This is a genomic window from Nocardia sp. FBN12, from assembly GCF_050320175.1.
Classification (GTDB): domain Bacteria; phylum Actinomycetota; class Actinomycetes; order Mycobacteriales; family Mycobacteriaceae; genus Nocardia.
In genome coordinates this window covers 6,441,847-6,468,303 of record NZ_CP190048.1, presented here as the reverse complement: position 1 = coordinate 6,468,303, position 26,457 = coordinate 6,441,847, and the positions used below count along the sequence as shown (strand labels likewise).

Sequence of the window (26,457 nt, the reverse complement as noted above, 5' to 3'; positions counted from 1 at the left end):
CGAACCGGCCGGGCGACCCCCTCAGACCACCTCGCCGATATTGCCGACGGTGCGCCGCAGCTGTGCTCGACCGTCCTCCAGCTGGTAGGTGACGCAGGCGATAGCGCACTGACCAGTGGCAACACGCTGGGAGATGATCATCGACCGCTGCATCAGCAGCTTGCTCGTCTCCACCACGTGCCGAGCCTCGAGTTCGTCGACCGTGCTGAGGCCCTCTCGTCGGCCCACCAGGATCGACGGCGTCACCCGCTCGACCACGCTGCGGATGAACCCACCGGGCACCTCGCCACCGTCGAGCGCGTCGATGGTGGCCTTCACGGCGCCACAGCTGTCGTGCCCGAGGACGACGATCAGCGGCACATTGAGGACCTCGACGCCGTATTCGATCGAGCCGAGCACCGAACTGTCCACGACGTGGCCGGCTGTGCGCACCACGAACATGTCGCCGAGACCCTGGTCGAAGATCAGTTCGGCGGCGACGCGGGAATCACCGCAGCCGAACAGGATCGCGTGCGGGTTTTGGCCCTTGACGAGTTTGGCTCGGTCCGCGGCACCCTGGCTAGGATGCTGCAGGGTGTCGTTGACGAAGCGCTCATTGCCTTCGCGCAGTGACTTCCAGGCGCTTATCGGATTGGAACCAGGCATACCGACCATTGTGCACAGAGCCTTGGTTACCAGCGAGTCCGCCACGTTAAGCGTCGGCAAAGAGAGCCTGGCTCAGAGGGAACGGGAACGGTGAGCATCGACGCGCAAGCCCTGCTGGACTGGTTCGACGAGACGGCACGGGAACTGCCGTGGCGCGAGCCTGCGGCAACCGCATGGCACATCCTGATGAGCGAGATCATGCTGCAGCAGACGCCCGTGGTGCGGGTGGAGCCGATCTGGCGCGAGTGGGTGGCGCGCTGGCCGGTGCCGTCGGCGATGGCGGCGTCGTCGCAAGCGGAGGTGCTGCGGGCGTGGGGGAAGTTGGGGTATCCGCGGCGGGCGTTGCGGCTGCACGAGTGCGCGCGAGCGCTGGCGGCCGAGCACGGTGACGTGGTCCCCACCGACGTCGACGTGTTGCTGAGCCTGCCGGGAATCGGCGCGTATACCGCTCGCGCGGTGGCCTGCTTCGCCTACGGGCAGCGCGTTCCGGTGGTGGACACGAACGTTCGGCGCGTGGTGGCTCGCGCGGTACACGGGCGCGAGGCGGGCAATCCGTCCTCGCGTGATCTCGCGGAAACCGAAGCGCTGCTTCCTGTTCCGGTGCCGCGAGCCGCGAGATTCTCGGCGGCGCTGATGGAACTGGGCGCCCTGGTCTGCACGGCCCGCAACCCCGACTGCGCCCGTTGCCCGCTGCCTCGTTGCGCCTGGGTGGAGGCCGGGAAACCCGCTGCCGAGGTCGCGCGCAAGGTACAGAAGTACGAGGGCACCGACCGTCAGGCCCGCGGGCGGCTGCTCGATGTACTGCGCGACGCGTCAGGGCCGGTCGAACGAATTCGCCTCGACTTGGCCTGGACCCGCGATCCGGGTCAGCGCGCGCGGGCGCTGGATTCGCTACTCGTCGACGGGTTGATCGAACAGACCGACGACGGATTGTTCGCTCTCGCGGGCGAAGGAAGTGCTGCGCGTTGACCCGAACCGTCGGCGCGGCCAGGCATCGGGTCGACCCGCGGTTGTCGCGAGCAACGGCCGTGGTGATCCCGCTGACGGGTTGACCGAGCAGACCGGTGATGTCCGGATCGGGGCGAGGCGTTCAGCTCATCACTCGACGTAGGAACCTGCCGACATGTTCGCGGTAGGCGTCCGGCTGTTCATCGTGCACCAGATGGCCCGCCCCTTCGATGCGCACGTACTCCGTGCCGGGAACGACCTCGGCCATCGTGCGCATCTGCCCCGGTGGGGTGATGGTGTGCTCGCCTTCGATCAGCAGCGCGGGCACCCGCACCGACTTCCATTCGGCCCAGAAATCGCGCGTGCCCCACTCCTCGGAGATCGCACGGAAGGTGTCCACCTCGCCGTGTAGCCGGTAGCCGTCGGGTGCCGCGGTGAACGCGCGCAGGAAATAAGTGCCCGCGACCGGGCCGAAATAGTCGAGCACCGCTTGCTCGCCGGCGAACGGTTGCGGCCAGGAGTGGATCAACTCGGCCCAGTGGGCGGCGGTGCGGCCGGTGAAATCCGGGGCGATGTCCTCGACGACGATCGCGCGGACCCGCTCGGGACAGGTCGCCGCGAACACCCACCCGTGGATCGCGCCCATCGAATGCCCGACGATCACCATCGGCTCGGTGATCGCGGCGGTGCGCTCGGCCAGATCGGCCACGAACGCCTCCGTCGTGAGCTCGGCGGGCGTCGGCCGCCCGTGCCCAGCGGCGTCCACCGCGTAGACATGCCCGTACTCCCGCAACCACGGCACCTGATCGGCCCAGGTCCGCGCACTGCCCATCAGCCCGTGCAACAGCAGGATCGGGACACCGGACCCACCTTCGTCGTACAACACCGTTCCGATACTGCCGCACGCCGGCCTGGGCGAGTTCGCCACATGCCCCGCACGTCGCCGCAGGCGAGTTCTCGGCCCGCCTCGATCTGGACTGAGTGGAGGGTGCGACGAAGGAGTACCCGGAGGGAGGGAAGATCGAGGCACCCCGGGGCCGAGAACCCCCGGCGCCAGCCGGCAAAGATACTGTCAGCCCTATGGCTGTTGTGAAGATCAATGCGATCGAAGTTCCCGAGGGCGCGGGCCCCGAGCTGGAGAAGCGGTTCGCCGCGCGGGCGGGTGCGGTGGAGAATTCGCCCGGGTTCCTCGGGTTCCAGTTGCTGCGCCCCGTCGCCGGCGACAACCGGTATTTCGTGGTGACGCAATGGGATTCGGAGGAGTCGTTCGCCGCGTGGCGCGACGGTCCGGCCCGTGCGGCGCACGCAGGCAACGGTGGCGACGGCGAGCGTCCCAAGCCGGTGTCGACCGGTGCCTCGCTGCTCGAGTTCGAGGTCGTCCTCGACGTGCCCGCGAAGGCCTGACAGCGGCGTTTCCGCTGGACATGCGCGTACACGTATTGACGTGGACGGCTCGCGCTGTCACAGTTCGAGGCAACATCCGCGAGGGTGCGCGGTAATTCCGGTGTGAGTCCGGAGCGGTCGCGCCACTGTTATCCATGTACCGGGTCCCCCGGTGCCGGAGAGCCAGACACCGGCACCTTCGCACCACACTTCAACCGTGGGACGCGTATCCCTACAGGAGGACCCGAATGGCTATCGCGCATTCACCCAGCCGGTCTACCGGCCTCGACACCCTCGCAACCGTGCTGGTCACGGTCGGTGTCGTCCTGCTTGCACTGCTCGCCCTGTACCTGGTCGGATTCGACCAGGGGGCCGTCTCGCGTAGCGGGATGTTCCTGCACGAGCTGATGCACGACGGACGTCACCTGCTGGGTGTTCCGTGCCACTGATCGGATCACTCAAGACCCTGCTGTTGCGCGGCCTGCTGGCCGGCCTGATCGCCGGCCTGCTGGCCGCGACAGTGGGCTACTTCGTCGGCGAGCCCCAGGTGGACGCCGCGATCGCCATCGAGGAAGCCGGTTCCGCCGGACATTCACACGCACCCGAAGCTACCGAGGGTCACTCCCACGGCGAGGAAGAACCGCTGGTCAGCCGGTCGGGCCAGAAGGCGGGCCAGTTCCTCGCGCTCGGCTTGGCGGGCATGGCGTTCGGCGCGTTGTTCGCCTCAGCGGTGAATGTGGCACGCCGGTTCACGACACTGTCCGGGCCCCGATTGTCGTTGACCGCGGCGGTTCTCGCATGGGCGGCGATCGTCGCGGTGCCGTTCTTCAAGTATCCGGCCAATCCGCCCGCGGTAGGCGATCCGGAAACCATCAACGAGCGCACCTGGCTGTGGGTCGCGGCCGTCGTACTCGGCCTGCTGGCCGTCGCGGCAGCTGTCGCTGCCTACCGCGCGCTCGCCGCGCCGGACACGCTCCGGCTCGTCGCCGGGGTCGCGGCGTTCGTCGTGGTCACCACGGTCGGCTACGTGCTGCTGCCCGGCGTGAACGAGGTGGCCGACGACTTCCCCGCCACCCTGCTGTGGAACTTCCGGGTGGCCTCGCTGGCCGAAACCACCACGTTGTGGGTGGCTTTGGGGCTGGCGTTCGCCGCGCTCACGGAATTCGCTTCGCGTAGCACTCCGGTAGTGGACCAGGTTCCTACCGCAGGGTGATCCTCGCGAGCAGCTGAGAACGGCAGTGTCTGTTGTCATGACCGGCACTGCCTTTCTTGTTTCCAGCACTCGCCCCCGCGCCGTGCATGTCGCTTTCGGCGGACTCATCACCGCCCTGGCCGCGGGTGTCGCGGAAGGACTGTTGCGCGCGGTGCGTGGCGGCGGCGAATTCGGTGCCACCGCAACGGGTTTGCTACCTCGGCTCGCCATCTATCTGGCAGTCGCCGGGGTCGCGCTGTACATGCTGAACGGCAGCCGCGTGGCCCGCGCGGTGCTCACCGTCGGCATCGGCGTGGTGGGGCTGGTCTCGCTGATCATCGAGCCGCTGGCGGTGGTGTTGTCCATCGACGACTACACGACCCTGTTCGACGGCATGTCCGAGAGCTCGATCGTGCTGGCCGGCTGCCGCACCGTGCACATCGTGGCTGTCGTCATCGCGATTCCGGCCATGTACACCCCCGCCGCGCATCGCTGGTTCACCCAGCGCTGAGGTGGCTCGCGCTCGACTGGCGTGATCGCCCACAACGGCCGTCCACAATCAGTTTCCTGATTGTGGACGGCCGTTTGGACGATCACGCCGGTGCTGATCAGGCCAGTGCCGCGTCCAGCTCGATCTCGCCGACACCCGTGAGTGCCTTGCTGACCGGGCAGCCGTTCTTGGCCGCGAGGGCGGCGGCGGCGAACCCGTCGGCATCGATGCCCGACGCGCGCCCGCGCACGGTGAGCTTGATCTTGCTGATCTGGAAACCACCGGCCGGGTCGGGCCCCAGGGTCACATCGGCGCTCACATCCAGGCTTTCCGGCGTCCCACCCGCATTGGCGATCTCCGCCGAGAGCGCCATCGAGTAGCACGACGAATGCGCCGCCGCGATCAGTTCCTCCGGACTGGTGCCCTCGGCCGTGTCGGCCGCGCGGCGCGGAAAGCTCACATCGAACTTGCCCACACCCGAGCTGGCCAGTTCGACCTGCCCGGATCCGTCCTGCAGTCCGCCTGACCAGAGTGTGCGTGCGCTACGAGTCGGCATTGCGATCCCTTCGATTCGGAGGTTGTCGTTCGGTACCGAACCTACGCGGTCAGACGGAGGCGCTGGTGATTTCGTCGAGACGCTCGAGCTTGTCCGGCCAGACCTGCTGATGTAGGTCCCGGATGGCCGCGGTGGGGAAGCCGGAGTGGCGTAGACGCAGGCGGATACCACGTGGTTGTTTGAGGAATTCGGCCGCGACCACGGTTTCGACTCCGTCGGTGGCGGCGGTGACCCAGGTGAATTCGATGCGCCGGTTCGGCTCGAGCAGCAGGATGCGGCCGTAGTGGGGGTTGCGTTTCTCGGGCGAGCCGGTGTCGAAGTACAGGGGCTCGTTGAGCGCGGGTCGCATCAGCACCGATCCGGGGACGGCCAGCCACAGGTCCATGCCTTGGGTCCAGGCCGCGTAGAGCAGGCTGGGCGAGGCTTTCATCACGCGCTCGACCGTGAGCTCATGTGGCCGCGTGGACAGGTCCGGGGGGCGAACTGGCTGGTCCATCAGCCGACTCTACCGGTGCTGACCGGCCGAATGCCGCATCGGGTGTGCGACAGCGTCTCTCGACCGGCTCCGCGGTGGCGCACCAGCGCGGTCGACGTCATTCGGTCGCGGTGGCCCGCGCCAGCACGATGCCCCCGACGATCATGGACAGCGCCAGCACGCGTCCCGCGCTCAGCGGGTCCTTGTGCACCAGCACACCGAGCACGATGGCGCCGACGGCGCCGATTCCGGTGAACACCGCGTAGGCGGTGCCCACCGGAAGGGTCTGCATGGCGCGCGAGAGCAGGTACACCGCCAGCGAGCCGAGCGCGATGCAGAGCAGCGTCGGACCGATCTTGGTGAAGTTCTCGGTCGGTTTGATGGTCTGCGACCAGACGATTTCGACGAGCCCGGCCAGGCCGAGCACTATCCAGCTCATCGCGCGTATTCCTGTGCGAGCGAGCGCACTTGTTCCTGCGCGGCGGCGAGCGAGGCCTCGTGGGCGTCGCGCAGGTGGGCGAGGTTCGGATCCTGCACGGCGTTGGCGAGTTCCGCGTTGACGAAAACCGTGTCGGTGACGGCGAAATGGCCGGCGAAGAAGTCGCGCAGGAAGCGTTGCTGGTAGTCGAACGCGGCTTTCGGCGCACCAGGCGAGTAGGCACCGCCGCGAGCGGTGACAACGACGAACCTGCGCTCCCCCAGCGACATTCGCGGGAAGGTGACCTGGTCGAGCCAGGCCTTGAGCGAGGCGGGGATGGAGTAGTTGTACATCGGAGTGCCGATCAGGATCACGTCAGCGGCCATGACCTGCGCCAGCAGCGGTTCGACCACCTGCCATGCGGCCTTCGCCGCGGGGGTGACGGCGAGTTTCGCGAGCCGGTCGAGGTCGGTGGCGCCTGCGGCGAGGACCGCGTCGCACAGTTCGGTCCAGCCCTCGTCGATGAACGGCGTCGGCTCGGCGGCGAGGTCGCGGTAGGTGTAGGTGCCGCCGGGTTCCGCGGCGCGCCAGGCCTGGACGAATTCGGCACCGAGCCGGCGGCTGAGCGAGTTGGTGCGGGCGCTGGCGTCGAGATGCAGCAGGTGTGTCATGGCGTTTCCTAACTGGACATGATGTCCGCTTGCCGATTTTCCGACGATAGACCACAAGTGGACACCTTGTCCAGATATTCGTTGCTGGTTACAGTCGAACCATGGAGCCCCGATCCGACCTGCTCACCGGCGCAGCGCTGGATGCGCCGCCACCCACCGAGCGCACCGACGCGGCCCGCAATCGCGCGAAGGTGCTGGCGGCCGCGGCCGAACTCTTCGCCACTCGCGACCCACGCACGGTCACCATGGACGACATCGCCAAGGCGGCGGGTGTCGGGCGCGGCACCCTCTACCGCCGCTACCCCGACCGCAACGCGATCGCCGTCGCCCTCCTCGACGAACACGAACGCGCCCTCCAGGAGCAGCTCCTGCGCGGCGCGCCGCCACTCGGCCCCGGCGCTCCCCCGGCCGACCGCCTTGCCGCCTTCTACACGGCGATGATCGAATTGCTCGCCGCCCACGCACATCTCGTGCTCGGTGCGGAAACCGGCGGCGCCCGCTTCGCCACCGGCGCCTATGGGTTCTGGTCGGTGCACGTGCGTTCCCTGCTCGTCGAATCGGGTGTGCCGCAACCGGATTCGCTGGTGGATACCGTCCTCGCACCACTCGCGGCCGAGGTTTACCTCCATCAGCGTGATCGCGGACTGTCGCCCGAACAGATCATCGCCGGCCTGTCGACGCTCGCTCATCGAATAGTCGGCTCGCCTCAGCTTCTCGAGACCTGACCCGCACTGTCGCAAACAAGGAAGAAGCGGCAGACCGTCGTGGTCTGCCGCTTCGCGGGGTGCGTCAGGTGAGATCGCGGCGGGTCATGAGCCAGATCGTCCCGCCCGCGAAGGCCAGCACATAGACGGCCAGGAGGGCGAAAGATTCACCGCGGGTGAGGATATCGAGAACGCCAGGGTTGGCCGGGCCCTCCACGGTGCGCATCGCACCGGCCAGCGAGCCCGCGGCGGTACCGGGGAGCAGGTTGGTGACGGCTTCGATCGGGCCGAAGATGCCCGCCACGCCACGAAGCAGATTCTCCACCACCAGGACCCACACCAGGCCGAGACCGACAGCCAAGGCGGGGCCGCGGGCGATGGCGCCGATGAGGGCGCCCGCGAGGGTCCACATGCCGAGAATGGCTGTGCCGGTGATGATTCCGATCAGTGAGGCGTCGAGTGCGGGCAGGGTGATCGGCTGGGATTCACTGGCCGCGATCACCGTGGCGATGCCGATGTCGACGGCGAAGGCAACCAGGACGAGCGCGAGGACCACTGCCAGCAGCGACAACAGGAGTCCCGCTACCGCCGCGGCCCGGCTAGGCCCCTGGGTGAACACGGTTTTCCAAGTGCCCCAGCCATATCCGCTGCCGACCGCGAGGGCGCCGAGGATCAGCACGAGCGCGCCGCCGAACATCGACATGCCCTGGGTGAACACCTCGGGGACCGCGGCGGGCATGAGTTGACCGAGGAGGACCTCGCGGGGCAGGCCGTCCGACATCGCGCCGTTTTCGCCGGAGGTGTAGGCGAGGTAGTTGAAGAGGTAGGCGAAGGTCAGGTTGAGCAGGATCCAGGTACCCAGGACGATCCAGAACGCAGGCCAGCGGCCGAGGCGCAGCGCTTCCGCCCGGACGCTGGCCGTGAGATCCCTTGTCATGGTGGTCATTTCGCTACCTCTACTGTCGTCATCTCGAAAAACACTTCTTCCAGGGATTTCTCGTCTACCCGCAGTTCGAGCAGGTCCGCGCCGGCCGCGACGACGGCTCGCACCACATCCGGCGCCATCGCGGCGCTCGTTTCGACTCTGATTCCGTCCGTGCCCGCCCGAGTGGGCGCATCGGTGACCGCGCGCACGGCGTCGAGAGCCACGTCTACCGGCTCGGCGCGAACCAGAAGTGTCGCGGTGCCGCGCAATTCGGCGACCGTCGACTCGGCGAGCAGGCGACCGCCGGAGATCACGCCGACGCGATGGCAGATTTCCTGCACCTCGGTGAGCTGGTGACTCGACAGCAGCACGGTATGTCCGTCGGCCGCGAGATCGGTGATGAGCGTGCGCATTTCGGCCAAGCCCGCCGGGTCGAGGCCGTTGGTCGGTTCGTCGAGGATCAGCAGGTCCGGGTCGCCGAGCATGGCCGCGCCGACGCCGAGACGCTGTTTCATGCCGAGCGAGTAGGTGCGGAATCGGTCGCCTGCCCGGTCGGCCAGGCCAACGCGTTCCAGTGCCGTCTCGACCTCGGCATCGCCGTGGCCGCGATAACGGGCGAGTACCCGCAGGTTGTCACGGCCGGAGAGGTAGGGATAGAAGCCGGGCCCTTCGATGAGGACGCCGATCCGGCGCAACACCTCCGGGTCACCCGGCGCGAGGCCTTGGACGGTCGCGGTGCCCGCGCTGGGCCGGATCAGGCCGGCCAGCATGCGCAACGTGGTGGTTTTGCCCGCGCCGTTGGGTCCGAGGAATCCGTAGATCTCCCCGGCCGCGACCCGCATGCTCACCGCGTCCACCGCGAGGTGCTCGCCATAGCGTTTGGTCAACTCGGTGGTGACCACGATCGATTCGTTCATGGGAATCAGAATCGGCGCCCAGGGGGTGCTCGGGCATCCGTCGCGCGGCGTTCTCGGCGCTACGCCGCGCGGACTACGCGGCCACCCGCACGAAATACGCGTGCGGGCCGACGCGGGCGCCGCGCGCACACAATAGGGTTGGACACGTGGGAACGTCTGCGAAGTGGGAGCGTGGCTCAGTCGTTCAGGACTGGGGCCCGGCGGCAGTGGTCGCGGTGATCCAGCTGGTCGGTAGTTCCGGTGCGAATTCGCATCTAACCGGAGTGCGGTCGCTGGACGCGTTCGCGTATCTGCTGCTACTCGCGGGGCCGATCGCGCTCGGTTTCCGGCGGGTGATGCCCGAACCGGCGCTGCTGGTCGCGTTCGTCGCCACGGTGGCCTACGTACTGGGCGACTACGGGTACGGTCCGATCTTCCTTTCGCTGATCATCGCGTTCCTCTCCGCGGCGATCTACGGATCACGGTGGCGCACATACCCGGTGGTCGCCCTCGGCTATCTGCTGATGGTGTGGCCACTGCCCGCCCTGCTCGGTCGGCATTCCGATGCGTGGCAGATATTCGGGCTGCTGGCCTGGGTCGGAGTGCTGGTCGGGATCGCCGAAGGCGTGCGGCAGCGGCGTGCGGTGGTGCTCGCGCGCAGGCAGCGGGCCGAGGCGGCGCAGCGCGACGAACAGGCTCAGCAGGCCAGGGCCGCGTCCGAGGAGCGGCTGGCGATCGCCCGCGAGCTGCACGATGTTCTCGCGCACAGCCTCTCGCTGATCAATGTGCAGTCGTCGGTGGCGCTCGAGTTGTTCGATCGCAAGCCACAGCAGGCGGCCGCGGCGTTGGCGACCATCAAGACAACGTCGAAAGAGGCACTGACCGAGGTACACACGCTGCTCCACGCGATTCGCAGCGGTGCGGCCGTGGTGCCCGAATACCCGGAACAGGTCGAGGCCAAGGCTGACGCGCCCGCCCCCGCGCGCCCGGCGCCACGCGCTCCCGCACCGACTCTCGACGACCTCGACACACTGCTCGAGCGCACAAGGGCGACCGGACTCGACGTCGACACCAAGATCATCGGCACCCCCAAGAAGCTGCCGAGCGTGATCGATGTGGCGGCGGCCAGGATCGTGCAGGAATCGCTGACCAACGTGGTGCGGCACGCGCCCGGCGCGACGGCGCTGATCACTCTTCGCTACACCCCCGAATCGGTGGACATCACCGTCGACAACACCCGCCCCACCGCAACCGCGGTGCGCACCGGGATCGGCGGCAACGGGATCATCGGGATGCGGGAACGAGCACACGCACTCGGCGGGGCGCTCACCGCCGGACCCCGACCGTCCGGCGGGTTCCGGGTGGCGGCCCGACTGCCCGCTCGACCCGCGACTTCGGCGACAGCTGTCGCGCCGAGCAATGGCACGGAGGCCAGCGCGTGAGTGACCACACCGAACTGCCGCCGATCGGGGCGGGACCCGCGAAGATCCGTCTCCTCGTCGCCGACGATCAGGCGCTCGTGCGCGGCGGATTCGTCGCCCTGCTCGACGCCCAGGACGACATCGAGGTGATCGGCGAGGCCGAGAACGGCGAGCAGGCCGTCCGGATGACCCGGGCGCTGGTCCCCGACGTGGTACTGATGGACATCCGCATGCCGATCCTCGACGGCCTCGCCGCCACCCGCATGATCGCCGACGACACCCAACTCGCGCCGGTCCGCGTCGTCGTCCTCACCACCTTCGAACTCGACGAATACGTCTTCGAGGCGATCCGCGCCGGCGCCGCGGGCTTCCTGGTCAAACACACCGAACCCGCCGACCTGCTCCGCGCCGTCCGCGTCGTGGCCGCGGGCGACGCCCTCCTCTCCCCCGGCGTCACCCGGCGCCTGCTCGCCGAGTTCTCCTCCCACGCCAAACAACCGCCCCCCGCGGCCTTCGCCGAACTCACCGATCGCGAACGCGAGGTGATGACCCTGGTAGCCGAAGGCCTCACCAACGCCGAGATCGGCGCCCGCCTCTACATGTCCCCCGCCACCGCCCGCACCCACGTCAGCCGAATCCTGACCAAACTCTCGGCCCGCGACCGCACCCAACTCGTAGTCATCGCCTACGAATCAGGCCTGGTCCGCCCGGGTTGGCAATAGTCGACTACTTGCCCTGGTCTGCTTGCTTGCGTTCGGAGGCGGAGAAGCGGGCGCGGCGGGCGGCGCCCGCGGGGGCGGCTTGGGCTCGGGCGGAGTAGGCGGAGAGGGCGTCGAAGGCTCCGCGGACGCCGCCTGCGACCGGGGCGTAGGTGATGGCCGAGCCGGGATCGAAGCCGAGGTTGGAGCCGACTTCGACGGCGTCCATGTTCGCGCCGAGGAAGACGAAGGTCCAGTTGTAGACGTCCTGCTGCTGGGTGATCAGTGATTTCACGGCGGCGTGGGTCCATTCGCGGCTGGAATTCTCGTGGCCGTCGGTGAGGACGACGATGATCACGGTGCCGGGACGTTCGTGCTCGGGGCGCTCGGCCAGTTCGCTGCCCACGCTGGTGACGAGCTTGCCGAGCGCGTCGTAGAGCGCGGTCCCACCCCTCGGATGCAAACTCGGCGCCGGCACCTGGGCCAGCGGCACGTTGGAGTAGACAACGTCGTAGGTGGTGTCGAACTGAGCGAGCGTGACCTCGATCTGCTTCGGCACCGCCCGCTGCTGCTCGAAATAGGCGGCCAACCCACCTTCGGTATCGGCCTTGATCGTCTGCATCGACCCGGAACGATCGAGCAGAACGGCAATCAGTGTGCGGTCGGAATCAGTCATGTGCGTGAACACCCCCGTGTCGGTTGGCTAAGCAATTTCCACCGTACGCCGCGAAAACGGCCGGTCGGACCGGCACAAAGAAGTCGCCAAGGAATCGCCAAGGCCGGATTTCTACCTTTCCCACCATGGGACCAGTCCTCGCATTCCACCGCATCTCCAACGCCGATGCAGCGCGCATCACCGCCGACGCCGAAGCCGCGTTCGAACTGCTCGAAGCCGTCGACCGCACCGGCGAACCGATCGGCGACATCGACAAGTCCTGGGATGGACTGCGCTACCTGCTGGCGGCCGCGAAAGTCGACCTCGACCTGCTTGGCGACCTCGACCCGTGGGCGGGCGACGGCGAGCCGCGGGTCTGGACTGCCGACGAGGTGTCCGCCGCGGCCCGCACCCTGGCCTCGACACCGTTCACCGTCCTCGCCGAACACTTCGACCCTGACGACATGGACGACAACGACGTGTACCCGGATATCTGGGACGCCGACTTCTGCCGCGAATTCCTGCGCGAGCACTACGAAGGGCTGTCGACATTCCTGGCCTTCGCCAGTGCGAAGAACTCGCCCGTGCTGAGCAGATTCGAATAGCCACGGCCGGCCTTTCCGCCGAAACCGGTAGCTCCCCATGTTCCTCGGCAGCTTCACGCTGGTGACCGCGGAGTTCCTGCCGCCGGGCGTGCTCACCGCGCTCGCGACCGACCTCGGTGTACCCAAAGGGGTTGTCGGACTGTCGGTGAGTGCCATACCGGCCGGCGGCTCGTACGCGCGGGGACGTACCCCGGATCGGGTCTCGCGGCCGATGTCGCGGCGCGCGCGAAAGACCAGGCTCGAGACATGAACATTTCCGGCACCACGACAACACTGACTCTGCTGGCCGACCACTACGACGGCGGCTGGCACCCATGGCCCTTCTTCTGGATCTTCCCCGTACTCTTCTGGATCGCCGTGATCGCACTGGTCTTCTTCGCCCGCCGACGGTGCGCGGGCCGCGGCGGCGCGGTGGGCGCCCTACGCGAAGGCTTCGCCCGCGGCGAGATCACCGAGACCGACTACCGCACCAGACTCGCGATCCTGAACGAACCGATCCGGAAGAAGTAGCGATGCGGTTCGGCAACGAAGAAGCCCGCCCCCTGATTGCCAGGGGGCGGGCTTTGTCGTTCTGCTGGCTACTCGCCGGAGGCGGCAGCATCAGGGGCGGTGCCCTCTGCTGCTCCGGTGAGGACCACCTCGGGCTTGTCGTCGGTGGCAGAGGCCTTGGTCAGCTTCGTCTTGCCGGTGAAGGTGAACTTGGCATCCTCGCCGAGACCCTCGCCGTTCCAGCCTTCGACGTCGACCATGATGGTCTGGCCTGCGCCGATTTCGCCGAAGAGGATCTTCTCCGACAGCTGATCCTCGATCTCGCGCTGGATCGTGCGACGCAGCGGACGAGCGCCGAGGACCGGGTCGAAACCGCGCTTGGCGAGCAGGCTCTTGGCCTGATCGGTCAGCTCCATGGCCATGTCCTTGTTCTTCAGCTGCTTCGAGACGCGGGCGATCATCAGGTCGACCATCATCACGATCTGTTCGCTCGTGAGCTGGTGGAAGACGATCACGTCGTCGATGCGGTTGAGGAACTCGGGGCGGAAGTGCTTCTTCAGCTCGTCGTTGACCTTGAGCTTCATCCGCTCGTAGTTCGAGCCCTCGGCGTTGGACTGGGTGAAGCCAAGGCCGACCGCCTTGGAGATGTCGGAGGTGCCCAGGTTCGAGGTGAAGATCAGCACGGTGTTCTTGAAGTCGACCGTACGACCCTGACCGTCGGTGAGACGGCCGTCCTCGAGCACCTGCAGGAGGGTGTTGTAGATCTCCTGGTGCGCCTTCTCGATCTCGTCGAACAGCACCACCGAGAACGGCTTGCGCCGCACCTTCTCGGTGAGCTGGCCGCCCTCCTCGTAGCCCACGTACCCGGGAGGGGCACCGAACAGACGAGAAGCGGTGAAGCGGTCGTGGAACTCGCCCATGTCGATCTGGATGAGCGCGTCGTCGTCGCCGAACAGGAAGTTCGCCAGCGACTTGGCGAGCTCGGTCTTACCGACACCAGAGGGGCCGGCGAAGATGAACGAGCCCGACGGACGCTTGGGGTCCTTCAGACCGGCGCGAGTGCGGCGGATCGCCTTGGAGACGGCCTTGACGGCATCCTCCTGGCCGATGATCCGCTTGTGCAGTTCGTCTTCCATGCGGAGCAGACGGGTGGTCTCCTCCTCGGTGAGCTTGAAGACGGGGATGCCGGTCCAGTTGGCCAGCACCTCCGCGATCTGCTCGTCGTCGACCTCGGCCACGACGTCCAGATCACCGGAACGCCACTGCTTTTCGCGCTCGGCACGCTTGGCGACGAGCTGCTTCTCCTTGTCGCGCAGCCGCGCGGCCTTCTCGAAGTCCTGCGCGTCGATAGCGCTTTCCTTCTCCCGGCGCGCATCGGCGATCTTGTCGTCGAAGTCGCGCAGGTCCGGCGGAGCGGTCATCCGGCGGATGCGCATGCGCGCGCCCGCTTCGTCGATCAGGTCGATCGCCTTGTCCGGCAGGAACCGGTCGTTGATGTAGCGGTCGGCCAGGGTGGCGGCGGCCACGAGCGCGCTGTCGGTGATGGAGACCCGGTGGTGCGCCTCGTAGCGGTCGCGCAGACCCTTGAGGATGTCGATCGTGTGCTCGACGGTCGGCTCGCCCACCTGCACCGGCTGGAAACGGCGTTCCAGCGCGGCATCCTTCTCGATGTACTTGCGGTACTCGTCGAGGGTGGTGGCACCGATGGTCTGCAGCTCGCCACGGGCCAGCTTCGGCTTCAGGATCGAGGCCGCGTCGATGGCGCCTTCGGCAGCACCCGCGCCGACGAGCGTGTGCAGCTCGTCGATGAACAGGATGATGTCGCCGCGGGTGTTGATCTCCTTGAGCACCTTCTTGAGGCGCTCTTCGAAGTCACCGCGGTAGCGACTGCCCGCGACCAGGGAGCCCAGGTCGAGGGTGTAGAGCTGCTTGTCCTTGAGGGTTTCGGGGACCTCGCCGTTGACGATGGCCTGCGCGAGACCTTCGACGACCGCGGTCTTACCGACACCGGGCTCGCCGATCAGCACCGGGTTGTTCTTGGTGCGGCGGCTCAGCACCTGCATGACGCGCTCGATTTCCTTCGAGCGGCCGATGACCGGGTCGAGCTTGCCCTCGAGCGCGGCCTGAGTGAGGTTGCGGCCGAACTGGTCGAGCACGAGCGACGTGGACGGGGTACCCGCCTCGCCGCGCGGACCGGCGCCCTCGACGGGCTCCTTGCCCTGGTACCCGGACAGCAGCTGGATGACCTGCTGACGGACACGGTTGAGGTCGGCGCCGAGCTTGACCAGCACCTGGGCCGCGACGCCCTCGCCCTCGCGGATGAGGCCGAGCAGAATGTGCTCGGTACCGATGTAGTTGTGGCCGAGCTGCAGCGCTTCGCGCAAGCTCAGCTCCAGCACCTTTTTGGCACGCGGGGTGAAGGGGATGTGACCGGACGGCGCCTGCTGGCCCTGCCCGATGATCTCCTCGACCTGGCTACGCACACCCTCCAGCGAGATACCAAGCGACTCCAGCGACTTCGCCGCCACGCCCTCGCCCTCGTGGATCAACCCAAGCAGGATGTGCTCGGTGCCGATGTAGTTGTGGTTGAGCATCCGGGCCTCTTCTTGGGCCAGGACAACGACACGCCTCGCGCGGTCGGTGAACCTCTCGAACATCGCTCCCTCACTCTCCTGCTCCGACATTCTGGCAACAGACGCCGCAGTATGCTCGATACAACCTAGGGCGTCGGACCGACAAGTTTCGTCGTCAGCCTGCCATGAAGCCCGGGGGTTGCGGCCCCCGCCATCCACTCTAGTTGGCAGGGGATTCCGCCGCCGCCGGTCCACCCTATTGGGAACCGGCGACAACATGGTCACTCACTGACAACGCGCACGTCGCGGCATTCGTTTCCGCTCGAGTTTTGCCTACAGCGAAATCGCGCCGAGGGAGCTCATCCGGTGAATGGTGGGACGAATTCGCATGGCACCGCGGCCTGCCTGGCGGGATCGAGGGCGTTGAGGACGTAGCCGGCCGCGCGCGGACTACCCGCGATGGCCAGGTGTTCGGAGTAGTCCTGCGCGCAACCGTCCTGCACGACGATCGAGGTGGCGGTCAGCCCGGGGACCAGGCCGGAGGTGTGCGGGACGACCAGCTCGTCGATGGCGGAGACGATGTTGGTGTAGCTGACGCGCGGGTCGTACACACCGTCGGCGTTGAGCGCGGTCATGAACGGCGAGCCGGTGAACATCTGCCCGCAGGCCTGACACAGCGACGAGCTGACCGCGTCGAAGGCGGGTCCCGCGCCGAGGGCCCGGCTGAAGGTGGCGATATCGCCCGCCCCGAACGCGTTGGTGCCGAGCCAAGGCGGCGCGATCCCGACCAGCTTGCCGACCTTGTCCGCGCCACCGAGCCGCTTGATGTAGTAGTTGCCGACGATATTGCCCTGCGAATGGGCGATCAGGTCGACGCGCGCGGCACCGGTACGGGCGAGCACACCGTCGACGAAAGCGGAAACCTCGGCGGCGCTCTGCTCGATGGGCCGCATGCCGCCGATCGCCGAGACGGGCCACGGGAGGGCGTAGGCCCCGTAGGTGAGGCTGAAGACGCAATAGCCCTCGTTGGCCAGCAGCGGAGCGTATACGCCCCAGTTCGTCTGCGCCCCGCCGCCGGTGCCGTGCAGCAGGACCACCGGGTCGGGATGCTCGGGCGAGGGGACGCAGGCCGGGTCGTTCGCGCCGGGGAGCGAGCCGCCCGGGTTCGTGAGTTCCGGGGGAATTCCGGCGAAGAAGTTGTAGTCGACCGGGAGGGGCTGGGCCGACGCGGTGGCGGGCAGGCAGGCGAGCATGGCCGCCGCGGCCAGCACCAGAAGCGAACTACGTCGCATGAACGACTCCTCACTAGAACGTGTTCCACTTATCATGGAACACGTTCTAGTGATCGCGTGGCACTACCGGCCGGAAATCATCGACATCGGCGCCGCGACCGCGTCGGTGGTCGAACTCGACTTGCCCTGCTGCACGCCCGCCGCGAACAGCGCACCACACAGCACCAGGAACGCGGCCGTGTGCAGCACCGCGCGGACGATGTTCCAGCGAACCCAGGTCGCCTCGAAATCCGCACGGACAGCGGCGGTGTCGACGATCGACGCCGGGTCGCCCGCGGCGGCGAGCGCATCGTTGAGCGGCACGTTCAGCCCCACGGTGACGCCGAACCCGATCACGTTGAGCACCAACGCGATTCCGATCCAGATCAGTGTCGCGCGCTGGTCGCTACCCAGGTGCAGCACCGCCGCGAGCGCGGTGAAGCCGACCGTGCCCATGAAGCCGAACATGAACCAGGGGTTGATGATCACGACGTTGATCTTCTGCATCACGTCGATCAGCGTGCGGTCGTCGGTGCGGGCCAGCGCGGGCATCACCGAGATCGCGTAGGCGTAGAACACCCCCGCGATGAGCCCCGTACTGAGCACGGCGAGCACCATGGTGGCCATCCGGACTGCGAACATGCGATGTCTCCTGACTCGTGGCCCGGAGCTTGAATCCCGCGCTCCGGTGATACGAGTAAGTCAACCGCCCAGCGCCCGTCCGCGACATAGTTCAGGCGCTCACCGACCTACGCGAGCGTCGCGCTCACAAATCGTGGTCGGATATCATGCCGCTCTGCATGGCCAAGGCAGCCAGTCGGGTTCGCTTCTGGTTCTGCGGCAGATTCTCGACGCCGAACTTCGCGAACAGGGCCCGCAGATGAGTTTTGATCGCGTCGATGGAGAGGAACAATTCCTCGGCGATCTGCTGATTCGACGCGGGCGTCGCGAAACCGGTGCCGTGTTTGTACGGACGGCACAGCGCGATCAGCACCGCCCGCTGGGTATCGGTGAGTGAGCGCATCGTGGGGATGGACCCGGAGGCGGTATGGGTCGCGTCGTCCACGACACCGCCGAAATCGAAGAAATGCACGAGCGTTGTCCCGACCCGAATCCGGTCACCGGGACTCAGCCGGCGCCGCCCGACCAGGCGCTCGCCGTTGACGAAGGTGCCGTTGCGTGACAGTCCGTCGTCGATGATGGTCCAGTGCGCACCGAGATGCTCGACGGCAGCGTGCAGACGCGAAACCTCGGCGTCCCAGCCCAGCACCAGATCGGCCTGCACATTGCGCCCGATCGTGACGCGCTGCTGCCCGGCCTCCAAGGCCAATTCATGCTGCTTACCGGTGTCATCGGTGTACCGCAGGAAAGAGCTCACTGCGCAACACCGCCGGATACTCGAAACGCCTTGTGCACGGCCATCAGTCTACGTCCCGACACCCCACACCCGGCACAACACCGGCCCCTTGTTCCCCTACCGAACGCAACCCCCACGCCCCGACCCTGAGGAGGGGCAGGCAGGCGAAGCCTGCCGTTCGCGGCCGTCCCGTCGTTGAGGTGCCGTTGCGTAGGCGACGAAGGAGCAAGCAACGGTGCCTCAACGACGGGACCGGCGGGGCCGCGAACCACGCGGCGCCCGCGCCGCCAAAGAATCAGCTCTTGCCGACCTCTTTGTTGTACGCATCGGTGATTTCCGCCGAGATACGACCGCGGGCCGAGACCTTGTGGCCCTTACGCCGAGCCCATTCGCGAATTGCGGCGCTCTGTTCACGGTCCATGGAAACGCGGCTCTTGCCCTGCGGCGCGGGTGCACCGGCAGCCTTCACCCGGCGACGGCCACTCACCCGGCGGGCGTTGGCGACCCACTCGTCCAGGCCTTCGCGCAAGCGCGCCGCATTTGCGTCCGACAGATCGATCTCGTACGACACCCCATCGATAGCGAACTCGATGGTCTCGTCCGCGATGGACTCACCGTCGACATCGTCGATCAGGCTAACGGTGACCTTCTTTGCCATGAGATGAACGTCCTCTCGAAATCGTCAAGCCTGCCTCCAGGCCGAATACCCGAGGCAAGAATACCCCGAAATGCTAAATTTCCAACATGGGGACTTCACCCCATGAATTCACTGGTCAGCGACTACTCGGCCGGACAATGGGGAACAGGATCGTTTCCCGGATTCCCGAACCCGTGAGAGCCATCAACAAGCGGTCGATTCCCATACCGGTTCCGGTGGTCGGCGGCATGCCGTGTTCCATCGCGGCGAGGAAGTCTTCATCGAGCACCATAGCCTCGTCATCGCCTGCCGCGGCCAACCGCGCCTGGTCGACGAAGCGTTCCCGCTGGATCACCGGATCCACCAGTTCCGAATAGCCCGTTGCCAACTCGAAGCCGCGAACATAGAGGTCCCACTTCTCGGTGACACCGGGCTTGCTGCGATGCTGACGGGTCAGCGGTGAAGTCTCGACCGGGAAGTCGCGAACGAAAGTCGGTGCGTAGAGCTTGTCGCCATACGCGTGCTCCCACAGTTCTTCGACCAGTTTCCCGTGACCGTAGCCCTTGCCGGAAGGAATTTCCAGACCTACCCGATCGGCGAGTGCGAGCAATTCCTCGACCGTGGTTTCCGGAGTCACCTCGACACCGATCGACTCCGACAGCGAGGGATACATCTCGACGGTCGTCCACTCGCCACCGAGATCATATTCAGTGCCGTCGGCGAGTGTCACCAGAAGGGTGCCGAATGCCTCTTGCGCGACCTCCTGGATCAATTCCCGGGTCATCGTCGCGGAATCGTCATACGTGCCGTAGGCCTCGTAGGTTTCCAGCATCGCGAACTCGGGCGAATGCGTCGAGTCGGCGCCTTCGTTGCGGAAGTTCCGGTTGATCTCGAAGACCTTCTCCAGGCCACCGACCACGCAACGCTTGAGGAACAGCTCCGGCGCGATCCGCAGGAATAGGTCCATGTCGAGCGCATTGGAATGGGTGACGAACGGGCGCGCGGCGGCGCCACCGTGGATCGTCTGCAGCATCGGCGTCTCGACCTCGAGGAAACCGCGGCGCTCGAGCGCGTTGCGCAGCGCGCGGACCACATTCACGCGGGTCCGGGCCATTTCCCTGGCCTCCGGACGCACGATCAGGTCGACATAGCGCGCACGGACGCGCGACTCCTCGTTCATCTCCTTGTGCGCTACCGGCAGCGGGCGCAGCGACTTGGCCGCCATCGACCAGGAATCGGCCATCACGCTCAATTCACCGGTGCGCGAGGAGATGACCTCGCCGTGCACGAACACGAAGTCGCCGAGGTCGACATCGGCCTTCCAGGCCGCCAGCGCGTCGGCGCCGACACCGTTGAGGCTGATCATCGCCTGCAGCTTGGTGCCGTCACCTTCCTGCAGCGTGGCGAAGCACAGCTTGCCGGTATTCCGGACGAAAATGACGCGGCCCGCGATACCGGCCTGCAGACCGGTCTGGGTGTCGGCTTCCAGATCCGGGTAGGCGGCACGGATTTCGGCCAGCGTGTGGGTGCGCGGCACCACCACGGGATAGGCCTCACCACCGGCGGTGAGCAGCCGCTCGCGCTTGTCCCGGCGAATCCGCATCTGCTCGGGAACATCGATGTCCACAGCGGATGTGGCGGCGCGGCCGGGTGCGGCGGGGTTAGGAGTGCTCACATCCGACAACATTAGCGGTCGCCGGAAAGGGTTTTGCCGCTCCCCCGCCTCACCGCCTCCCCCGTCCATGAATTGTGAAGTGCCTCACCGATTTCGTCAGGACATGGGTAACTCCCCAACCACCTCGGAGTCGTCGGGCGCATGACGTGAGACCAAGGGCGAACCCCGCGAATTCGCGAACGGCACGCTGAATTCGCGGAGCGGCGAGGGAGCTTACAGGGAGGCCAGTGCGTCGACCTCGCGGGCGAAATGCGGGACGCCGACGCCGACGGTCAACAGCCCGGCCGACTTCAGTGCCTGGTAACCGCCGATCACATCGCTGGCCCGGTGCAGTCCCAACTCCTGCAACGCGGCAGCAGCCAAACTCGACGTGTACCCCTCCGAGCAGAAGATGATCCATTCCACATCGTGGTCGACGGCGAGCGACAACCGTGCCGACGAGGTGGGATCCAGCCGCCATTCCAGGACATTCCGCTCGATCACCAGCGCACCGGGCAGCGATCCTTCGCGGACTCGCTGGGCGGCCGGTCGGATGTCGACCAGAATCGCGCCACGCTCCAGCGCGGCGGCCACGTCGTACACATACACCCGGTGCAATCGCGCGCGAGCGTTCTCGAGCATCTGATCAATCGTCAAACGGCTCATCACAGATCACCTTCGGGCTGGTCGGTGAGGACGGTTTTGGTGCGGCGCAGCGTGCCGTGACCCGTCACTTCGTAATACGACATCGCCGACAACGGCGGGGAATAGGCGTGCACGCTCAAGGTGGGATCCAGCGGGCCGACGGATTCGGCGGCGGCGGGCGCCCGCACCACGTCGTGCACCCAGCCGATCGGGAACGACGCCTGATCACCCGCGGCGAGCGTGCGCCTGCGTAACTCGGTGCCATTCCAGCGGTATTCCGAAAGCGCGCCGCTGAGCACGGTGAGGGCGCCGAGCGAGCCGGCGTGATCGTGTAAATCGGTGAATTTGCCCGGCGTCCAACTGATCAGCCAGACATCGACCTCGTCGTCGTGCGAAAGGCGGGCCGCCCAGCGCTCTTCGGTCGGCCAGATGCCGTCGGCCGGAAGGAGATGGTCATAGCGTCCGGAAAGGACGTCTTCGGCGGCTTCGTCGGTGAGTCGCAGCAGGTCAGCGGGACGCAGCCGGGTCGGAAGGGCCGAGGCGATCGCCCGGTCGAGCGGGGGCGTCGCGGAGTATTCGTCCCGTGCGGACGGAAGGGAAAGGACAGAAGAACGCATGAGCGCATCTCCAGGAGGTGAGAAATCGGTCGAGGGAAAACGTCAGCCTCGAACGGTCGAGGCAGATTAGCCTCGACAACACTCCTGGGTGCTCACACGGAAGATCACGAGCAATAGCTTAGCAGACGCTATTTCTTGTTGCGCTCGTAGACATGGCGCAGGCCGGTCAGCGTGAGGTGCGGGACGTGGGAATCGATGGTCTCCGACTCCGGCACGATCAGCGGTGCGCCCGCCCCCGTGGCCACGACGGTGACATCGGTACCGGCGAACGCGTCGAATTCGTCGCGGATGCGATCGACCAGCCCGTCGACCAGGCCGGCGAAGCCGAAGATCGCACCGGACTGGATGCACTCCATGCTGTTCTTGCCCACCACCGAACGCGGCCGCGCCAGCTCGACGCGGCGCATCGCGCTGCGTTCCACCAGCGCTTCGGCGGAGATCTCCACCCCGGGCGCGATCACGCCACCGAGGAATTCCCCTTTGGCCGAGACCAGGTCGACGCAGATCGCGGTGCCGAAATCGACGACGATCGCGGGCCCACCGAAGCTACGGAAAGCCGCGAGGCAGTTGACGATGCGGTCGGCGCCGACTTCCTTCGGATTGTCGACCAGCAGCGGAATACCTGTTCGCACACCGGGTTCCACCAGTACGTGCGGCACATGCGACCAGTACCGCGCCAGCATGGCGCGTAGTTCGCGCAGTACCGGCGGCACGGTGGACAGCGCCGAGACGCCGACGACCTGGTCGATGTCCGCGCCGACCAGGCCGCGCACCTGCATCGCGAACTCGTCGGCGGTGATCAGCGGATTGGTGTGAATTCGCCAGTGCCGCACCAGTTTCGCGTGTTCGCCGCTGCCGGAGAACAGGCCGAGTTCGATCCCGGTGTTGCGGACATCGATCGTCAGCAGCATCGCGCTAGCCCCCCGCCCCGCTCAGACGAACGACAGTGAGCGCGGCGAGGTGAGGCCGGAGCCCTCCGGTGCGTGCGCGGGGTCGCTGCCCAGCTCCACCGGACGGTTGTGGTCGTCGACGAAGACGACCTTGGGGTCGTAGTCGCGGACCTCGGCCTCGTCCATCTGGCCGTAGGCGATGAGGATGACCAGGTCACCGGGGTGCACGAGGTGGGCGGCGGCGCCGTTGATGCCGATCACGCCCGAACCGCGCTCGCCGGCGATCACGTAGGTCTCGAGGCGGGCGCCGTTGTCGATGTCGACGATGCAGACCTGCTCACCCTCGAGCAGGTCGGCGGCGTCGAGGAGGTCCTGGTCGACGGTCACCGAGCCGACATAGTGCAGATCGGCGTGGGTCACGGTGGCACGGTGGATCTTCGACTTCATCATGGTGCGCAACATCGTCGTCGCCTTTCAGTGCGCCTGCGAGGCAGGCAGGGAGTTCGCGTCGGGGTGCCCGTCGATCTGGGCGCCGAGCACTACGGGGGCATTGTCGATCAGGCGGGTGTCGCCGACTCTGGCGGCGACCAGCAGGCGGGCATTGCCCGCGGTGGGCGCGGGACCCAGGTTCGAGTCGCGCAGTTCGAGGTAGTCGACATCGAGGCCGTCGACCGCGTCGAGGACCGAACGGGCGGTCTGGACAACCGCGTCCGCGCCGAGGCCCGCGGCGTGGCGACCCGCGGCGAGCGCGGCCGACAGGGCAAGTGCCGACTCGCGCTGGGTGGCGTCGAGGAAGCGGTTGCGCGAGGAGAGGGCGAGGCCGTCGGGCTCGCGGACCGTCGGGTAGGCGACGATCCTCGCGTCCATGTTCAGGTCGCGCACCATCTGCCGGATCAGCGTGAGCTGCTGGTAGTCCTTCTCACCGAAGTACGCCTCCGAGGCATGGGTGATGTTGAGCAGCTTCGCGACCACGGTGAGCATGCCCGCGAAATGCGTTGGCCTGCTGCCACCTTCGAGCTCGGCGCCGAGCGGGCCTGGCTGGATGGTGGTCCGCATCCCGTCCGGGTACATGTCGGACACGCTCGGGGCGAAGACCAGGTCGACACCCTCGGTGCGGAGCAGTTCGAGGTCGGCGTCGAGGGTGCGCGGATAGGCGTCGAGGTCCTCGTTCGCGCCGAACTGCAGCGGATTGACGAAGACCGAGACGATCACGACCTGATTGTTGAGCTTGGCCTGCCGGACCAGCGCGAGGTGGCCTTCGTGCAGCGCGCCCATGGTCGGCACGAAACCGACGGTGCGACCGGCGCCGCGCAGTGCCTTGGCGACCGTGTCGAGCACCTCGGGGTTGTGATGCACGGTCAGCACGCCTGCCTTGAAGGCGCCGGTGGCGCGCGCGCCGCCCTGGTGGTGGTGCACTTCTCGGGGTTCCATCAGTGGCCTTTCTTGGCGAGGAGCTCCAGCAGTGCCGGATCGGTTTGTGCGAGTTCGGCGGTGCGCAGCGAGTTCGCGCGGTAGGCCTGCGCCAAGCGGTCGTCGACCTGCTCGAGCGCGGCGAGGTGGGCGGCGACGGCGTCGACATCGCCGCGGGCGACCGGGCCGGTCAGTGCGGCCTGGCCGCGGCGCAGCGCGTTGTCGAGGGCGGCCGAGGCCAGCGGGGCGAGCAAGCGTTCGGCGAGGCCGCCGGGCTGGTCGTCGACCAGCGGCTGGCCGAGCAGACCGGGGCCGGACAGCGATTCACGCAGGGCCGCGACGGCGTCGACGATGACCGTGACCAGGTGATTGCTGCCGTGGGCGAGGGCCGCGTGATAGAGGGAGCGCTGGTCTTCCTCGACCCGGACCGGTTCGCCACCCATCTCGATCACCAGCGCCTGCGCGATGGCGTAACCGACCTCGTCGGCGGCGGTGACGCCGAAACAGGCATTGGCCAGGCGGGCGATGTCCTCGTCGTGGCCGGTGAAGGTCATGGCGGGGTGGATAGCGAGACCGAGCGCGCCCTGTTTCGTCAGCGGTTCGAGAATCGCGACGCCGTTCGCGCCGGAGGTGTGCACGACGATGGTGCCGGGGCGGACCACGTTCGCACCGGCGAGCCCGCGGACCAAGCCGGCCAGCTCGGCATCGGGGACCGCGAGCAAGAGCAGTTCACTGCGCTGGGCGATCTGCTCGATCGGCAGGATCTGGGCTTCGGGCAGCCGGGTGTGGGCACGATGCACCGAGACATCGGAGATCGCGGCGGCACCGAAGACCACATGGCCGGCTCGCTCGAGCGCGACGCCGAGTGCGGAACCCACCCGTCCCGCCGAGACGATTCCTACCGTCAGTCGTGCGGGCGCTGGGTCGACACTCGTTTTCGCGCCATCAGGGTTGACACTTCTCGAGGTCAACGTTGTCCTCTCGATTTGCGTTCCAGTCCCGCGGTGCGGGTACCAGACGTTCGCTTCGAGGATAGAGGAGGCGCCACATGGTCGGCCATAGCCCCGCCCGTGATCTGCGGCTCAGTTCCGCCGGCGAAACCAGGTGTTGCGTCAGCGGGTGGACTCGGATTCGAGGTTGGCCATGATGTCGGCCACCGAGAGGCGGGTGGTGCCTTCGGTTTCCGCGCGGCGGCGTCGGCGGGAGCTGGTGCCGACCGAGGGGGCCTTGTCGGGGCGGGTCGCCGGGGGCTGGGCGGGCTCCGCCGCGGCAGCGGGTGCCGGCGCCGGTTCGGGCGTGACGGCCGGCGCCGGGGTCGGCTCGGCCGGGGCGGGCTCAGGGGTAGCCGGGGTGGGCTCGGGGGCAGCGGCCGCGTCGCCGTTCGTGGTGGACTCGGCCGGGAGGACGGTGTCCGAGACCTTGCGGGTATTCGGTGAGGACAGGCGAGGCGGCGGGGTCTTGCCCGACGACTTCGGCGCGGGCTGGGGAGCGGCCGCGGCCTGGGTTTCGGCGTATTCGTCGAGCTGGACGGCCGAGGTCTCGGCGGTGACCGGATCGTCGTAGGGGTCGGCGAAGTTGGCCGAAACCGGTTGCATGAAGACGGGTTTCAGTGCGCTGGGGGGTTGCTGCCACGGGCCGAACCAGGCAGCGGTGGCATCCTCGGGGCTATCGTCGAAATCGTGGTCGGGCTCGTCGAAGGCGTTGAAGCCACCGGCGGGCAACGCGTCGATCCGCACGGCGTCGGCCTGCAACGCGACCTGCTCGTCGGGCAGAGCGCCGTCGAAGAGGACCTGCAGGTTCTGGCGAAGCAGGGTCAGCTCGGCGCGCAGTGCCGCGATTTCGGAGGAGTCGGCGCCGACTTCGGCGCGGACCCGCGCCTCGACGCCCATCTCGTACTCACGCCGGGCGTTGATCTCACGCTCGAGCTGCAACTCGTACACCGTCTGGAGATCGCGCACCTTCGCCTTGTCGACAGCCGCGTCCTTGCGGTAACGCGTTGCCGCGAGCGCACCGATGACCGCCGCCCACAGGGCCGCTACCAGGCCGATCCTGACGTACTGGACGTTTTCGCTGAAGATCAGGAAAACGCTGGCCGTCAGGCCGAGGAGGATGAGGAAACCGACGAAGAATTTTCCCGCGTCGTCCCGCCGTCGTCGGGGCGCCGTGCTGCGGGAGGGTGAAACCATGAGGGCCAGGGTAGCCGGAATCGGCTGGTCGGCCCACCAAAGGTCG

General features: G+C 67.3%; 34 protein-coding genes. 12 read left to right on the top strand and 22 right to left on the bottom strand.

What is annotated here, in order from left to right:
* Positions 1-21: 21 nt before the first annotated feature.
* Entirely contained in the window at positions 22-645 is a 624-nt protein-coding gene (locus ACQHI0_RS30480; protein ID WP_427905181.1) for a carbonic anhydrase, read from the bottom strand.
* 90 nt (positions 646-735) lie between these two features.
* On the opposite strand from ACQHI0_RS30480, the gene ACQHI0_RS30475 reads away from it, so the two are divergent.
* Positions 736-1,614: an A/G-specific adenine glycosylase gene (locus tag ACQHI0_RS30475; protein WP_427905180.1), complete on the top strand. Its 879-nt coding sequence runs from the start codon at positions 736-738 to the stop codon at positions 1,612-1,614.
* A gap of 121 nt (positions 1,615-1,735) precedes the next feature.
* Here the strand turns inward: ACQHI0_RS30475 and ACQHI0_RS30470 are convergent, their stop codons facing one another.
* Positions 1,736-2,479, bottom strand: coding sequence for an alpha/beta fold hydrolase (locus ACQHI0_RS30470; protein WP_427905179.1), 744 nt, complete (start codon positions 2,477-2,479; stop codon positions 1,736-1,738).
* Positions 2,480-2,673: 194 nt separating this feature from the next.
* On the opposite strand from ACQHI0_RS30470, the gene ACQHI0_RS30465 reads away from it, so the two are divergent.
* The 4 genes from ACQHI0_RS30465 to ACQHI0_RS30450 all read left to right on the top strand — a co-directional run bounded on the left by ACQHI0_RS30465 (position 2,674) and on the right by ACQHI0_RS30450 (position 4,679).
* Positions 2,674-2,997 (top strand): antibiotic biosynthesis monooxygenase family protein, encoded by a 324-nt coding sequence (locus tag ACQHI0_RS30465; RefSeq protein WP_101464713.1) that lies wholly within the window; start codon positions 2,674-2,676, stop codon positions 2,995-2,997.
* 227 nt (positions 2,998-3,224) lie between these two features.
* Positions 3,225-3,425 carry a CbtB domain-containing protein gene (locus tag ACQHI0_RS30460; protein WP_019044677.1) on the top strand — a complete coding sequence of 67 codons (201 nt, stop codon included), beginning with the start codon at positions 3,225-3,227 and terminating at the stop codon, positions 3,423-3,425.
* The gene (locus tag ACQHI0_RS30455; protein WP_427905178.1) at positions 3,416-4,189 is read left to right on the top strand and encodes a CbtA family protein; all 774 of its coding nucleotides are present in this window, start codon (positions 3,416-3,418) and stop codon (positions 4,187-4,189) included. Before ACQHI0_RS30460 ends, ACQHI0_RS30455 begins: the two co-directional genes overlap by 10 nt.
* A gap of 37 nt (positions 4,190-4,226) precedes the next feature.
* Positions 4,227-4,679 (top strand): hypothetical protein, encoded by a 453-nt coding sequence (locus tag ACQHI0_RS30450; protein WP_427905177.1) that lies wholly within the window; start codon positions 4,227-4,229, stop codon positions 4,677-4,679.
* A 97-nt stretch (positions 4,680-4,776) separates the two neighbouring features.
* Here the strand turns inward: ACQHI0_RS30450 and ACQHI0_RS30445 are convergent, their stop codons facing one another.
* The 4 genes from ACQHI0_RS30445 to ACQHI0_RS30430 form a co-directional block, all read right to left on the bottom strand.
* Positions 4,777-5,214 carry an OsmC family peroxiredoxin gene (locus ACQHI0_RS30445; protein ID WP_427905176.1) on the bottom strand — a complete coding sequence of 146 codons (438 nt, stop codon included), beginning with the start codon at positions 5,212-5,214 and terminating at the stop codon, positions 4,777-4,779.
* Between the two features lie 49 nt (positions 5,215-5,263).
* Positions 5,264-5,710, bottom strand: coding sequence for an SRPBCC family protein (locus tag ACQHI0_RS30440; RefSeq protein ID WP_427905175.1), 447 nt, complete (start codon positions 5,708-5,710; stop codon positions 5,264-5,266).
* A 97-nt stretch (positions 5,711-5,807) separates the two neighbouring features.
* Positions 5,808-6,128: a DMT family transporter gene (locus tag ACQHI0_RS30435; RefSeq protein WP_427905174.1), complete on the bottom strand. Its 321-nt coding sequence runs from the start codon at positions 6,126-6,128 to the stop codon at positions 5,808-5,810.
* Positions 6,125-6,778: an FMN-dependent NADH-azoreductase gene (locus tag ACQHI0_RS30430; RefSeq protein WP_427905173.1), complete on the bottom strand. Its 654-nt coding sequence runs from the start codon at positions 6,776-6,778 to the stop codon at positions 6,125-6,127. The genes ACQHI0_RS30435 and ACQHI0_RS30430 overlap by 4 nt, the downstream gene beginning before the upstream one ends.
* Positions 6,779-6,879: 101 nt before the next feature.
* Here ACQHI0_RS30430 and ACQHI0_RS30425 point away from each other — a divergent pair, with 101 nt between their 5' ends.
* The gene (locus ACQHI0_RS30425; protein ID WP_427905172.1) at positions 6,880-7,503 is read left to right on the top strand and encodes a TetR/AcrR family transcriptional regulator; all 624 of its coding nucleotides are present in this window, start codon (positions 6,880-6,882) and stop codon (positions 7,501-7,503) included.
* Positions 7,504-7,567: 64 nt separating this feature from the next.
* Here the strand turns inward: ACQHI0_RS30425 and ACQHI0_RS30420 are convergent, their stop codons facing one another.
* Positions 7,568-8,428, bottom strand: a complete 861-nt coding sequence (locus tag ACQHI0_RS30420) for an ABC transporter permease (RefSeq protein WP_427905171.1) — start codon at positions 8,426-8,428, stop codon at positions 7,568-7,570.
* Entirely contained in the window at positions 8,425-9,324 is a 900-nt protein-coding gene (locus tag ACQHI0_RS30415) for an ABC transporter ATP-binding protein (protein WP_427905170.1), read from the bottom strand. The genes ACQHI0_RS30420 and ACQHI0_RS30415 overlap by 4 nt, the downstream gene beginning before the upstream one ends.
* Between ACQHI0_RS30415 and ACQHI0_RS30410 the strand changes: the two genes are divergently transcribed.
* The 3 genes from ACQHI0_RS30410 to ACQHI0_RS30400 are packed head-to-tail and all read left to right on the top strand — an operon-like array spanning position 9,323 to position 11,446.
* The gene (locus ACQHI0_RS30410; RefSeq protein ID WP_427905169.1) at positions 9,323-9,460 is read left to right on the top strand and encodes a hypothetical protein; all 138 of its coding nucleotides are present in this window, start codon (positions 9,323-9,325) and stop codon (positions 9,458-9,460) included. The two genes, ACQHI0_RS30415 and ACQHI0_RS30410, sit on opposite strands and share 2 nt — an antisense overlap.
* Positions 9,461-9,470: 10 nt before the next feature.
* Positions 9,471-10,745, top strand: coding sequence for a sensor histidine kinase (locus ACQHI0_RS30405; RefSeq protein WP_427905168.1), 1,275 nt, complete (start codon positions 9,471-9,473; stop codon positions 10,743-10,745).
* The gene (locus ACQHI0_RS30400; RefSeq protein WP_427905167.1) at positions 10,742-11,446 is read left to right on the top strand and encodes a response regulator; all 705 of its coding nucleotides are present in this window, start codon (positions 10,742-10,744) and stop codon (positions 11,444-11,446) included. The genes ACQHI0_RS30405 and ACQHI0_RS30400 overlap by 4 nt, the downstream gene beginning before the upstream one ends.
* Before the next feature lie 4 nt (positions 11,447-11,450).
* Here ACQHI0_RS30400 and ACQHI0_RS30395 read toward each other — a convergent pair whose 3' ends face one another.
* On the bottom strand, positions 11,451-12,098 hold the full coding sequence (locus ACQHI0_RS30395; RefSeq protein ID WP_427905166.1) for a vWA domain-containing protein: 648 nt from the start codon (positions 12,096-12,098) through the stop codon (positions 11,451-11,453).
* A 125-nt stretch (positions 12,099-12,223) separates the two neighbouring features.
* Between ACQHI0_RS30395 and ACQHI0_RS30390 the strand changes: the two genes are divergently transcribed.
* The 3 genes from ACQHI0_RS30390 to ACQHI0_RS30380 are packed head-to-tail and all read left to right on the top strand — an operon-like array spanning position 12,224 to position 13,192.
* Positions 12,224-12,682, top strand: a complete 459-nt coding sequence (locus tag ACQHI0_RS30390; protein ID WP_427905165.1) for a DUF1877 family protein — start codon at positions 12,224-12,226, stop codon at positions 12,680-12,682.
* Between the two features lie 37 nt (positions 12,683-12,719).
* Positions 12,720-12,932: a hypothetical protein gene (locus ACQHI0_RS30385; protein ID WP_427905164.1), complete on the top strand. Its 213-nt coding sequence runs from the start codon at positions 12,720-12,722 to the stop codon at positions 12,930-12,932.
* On the top strand, positions 12,929-13,192 hold the full coding sequence (locus ACQHI0_RS30380) for a hypothetical protein (protein ID WP_427905163.1): 264 nt from the start codon (positions 12,929-12,931) through the stop codon (positions 13,190-13,192). The genes ACQHI0_RS30385 and ACQHI0_RS30380 overlap by 4 nt, the downstream gene beginning before the upstream one ends.
* Before the next feature lie 68 nt (positions 13,193-13,260).
* On the opposite strand, the gene ACQHI0_RS30375 is transcribed toward ACQHI0_RS30380, so the two are convergent.
* The 13 genes from ACQHI0_RS30375 to ACQHI0_RS30315 form a co-directional block, all read right to left on the bottom strand.
* A complete protein-coding gene (locus ACQHI0_RS30375; protein WP_427909357.1) occupies positions 13,261-15,828 on the bottom strand; it encodes an ATP-dependent Clp protease ATP-binding subunit in 2,568 nt (855 codons plus the stop codon).
* Positions 15,829-16,103: 275 nt separating this feature from the next.
* Positions 16,104-17,036, bottom strand: a complete 933-nt coding sequence (locus ACQHI0_RS30370) for an esterase/lipase family protein (protein WP_427905162.1) — start codon at positions 17,034-17,036, stop codon at positions 16,104-16,106.
* 63 nt (positions 17,037-17,099) lie between these two features.
* A complete protein-coding gene (locus ACQHI0_RS30365; protein WP_427905161.1) occupies positions 17,100-17,657 on the bottom strand; it encodes a DUF1772 domain-containing protein in 558 nt (185 codons plus the stop codon).
* Between the two features lie 124 nt (positions 17,658-17,781).
* Positions 17,782-18,393, bottom strand: a complete 612-nt coding sequence (locus ACQHI0_RS30360; protein WP_427905160.1) for an FHA domain-containing protein — start codon at positions 18,391-18,393, stop codon at positions 17,782-17,784.
* A gap of 274 nt (positions 18,394-18,667) precedes the next feature.
* Positions 18,668-19,030, bottom strand: coding sequence for a histone-like nucleoid-structuring protein Lsr2 (locus ACQHI0_RS30355; protein WP_266297504.1), 363 nt, complete (start codon positions 19,028-19,030; stop codon positions 18,668-18,670).
* A 115-nt stretch (positions 19,031-19,145) separates the two neighbouring features.
* Positions 19,146-20,612, bottom strand: coding sequence for a lysine--tRNA ligase (lysS, locus tag ACQHI0_RS30350; protein WP_427909356.1), 1,467 nt, complete (start codon positions 20,610-20,612; stop codon positions 19,146-19,148).
* 285 nt (positions 20,613-20,897) lie between these two features.
* Positions 20,898-21,329 (bottom strand): rhodanese-like domain-containing protein, encoded by a 432-nt coding sequence (locus ACQHI0_RS30345; protein ID WP_427905159.1) that lies wholly within the window; start codon positions 21,327-21,329, stop codon positions 20,898-20,900.
* The gene (locus tag ACQHI0_RS30340; protein WP_427905158.1) at positions 21,329-21,925 is read right to left on the bottom strand and encodes a cysteine dioxygenase; all 597 of its coding nucleotides are present in this window, start codon (positions 21,923-21,925) and stop codon (positions 21,329-21,331) included. The genes ACQHI0_RS30345 and ACQHI0_RS30340 overlap by 1 nt, the downstream gene beginning before the upstream one ends.
* A gap of 128 nt (positions 21,926-22,053) precedes the next feature.
* Positions 22,054-22,836 carry a type III pantothenate kinase gene (locus tag ACQHI0_RS30335; RefSeq protein ID WP_427905157.1) on the bottom strand — a complete coding sequence of 261 codons (783 nt, stop codon included), beginning with the start codon at positions 22,834-22,836 and terminating at the stop codon, positions 22,054-22,056.
* A 21-nt stretch (positions 22,837-22,857) separates the two neighbouring features.
* The gene (gene panD / locus ACQHI0_RS30330; RefSeq protein WP_056819033.1) at positions 22,858-23,277 is read right to left on the bottom strand and encodes an aspartate 1-decarboxylase; all 420 of its coding nucleotides are present in this window, start codon (positions 23,275-23,277) and stop codon (positions 22,858-22,860) included.
* 12 nt (positions 23,278-23,289) lie between these two features.
* Complete coding sequence (gene panC, locus ACQHI0_RS30325; RefSeq protein ID WP_427905156.1) at positions 23,290-24,246, bottom strand: pantoate--beta-alanine ligase; 957 nt, start codon at positions 24,244-24,246, stop codon at positions 23,290-23,292.
* On the bottom strand, positions 24,246-25,196 hold the full coding sequence (locus ACQHI0_RS30320) for a Rossmann-like and DUF2520 domain-containing protein (protein ID WP_427905155.1): 951 nt from the start codon (positions 25,194-25,196) through the stop codon (positions 24,246-24,248). Before ACQHI0_RS30320 ends, panC begins: the two co-directional genes overlap by 1 nt.
* 141 nt (positions 25,197-25,337) lie before the next feature.
* On the bottom strand, positions 25,338-26,411 hold the full coding sequence (locus ACQHI0_RS30315) for a DUF6779 domain-containing protein (protein WP_427905154.1): 1,074 nt from the start codon (positions 26,409-26,411) through the stop codon (positions 25,338-25,340).
* Positions 26,412-26,457 lie beyond the last annotated feature (46 nt).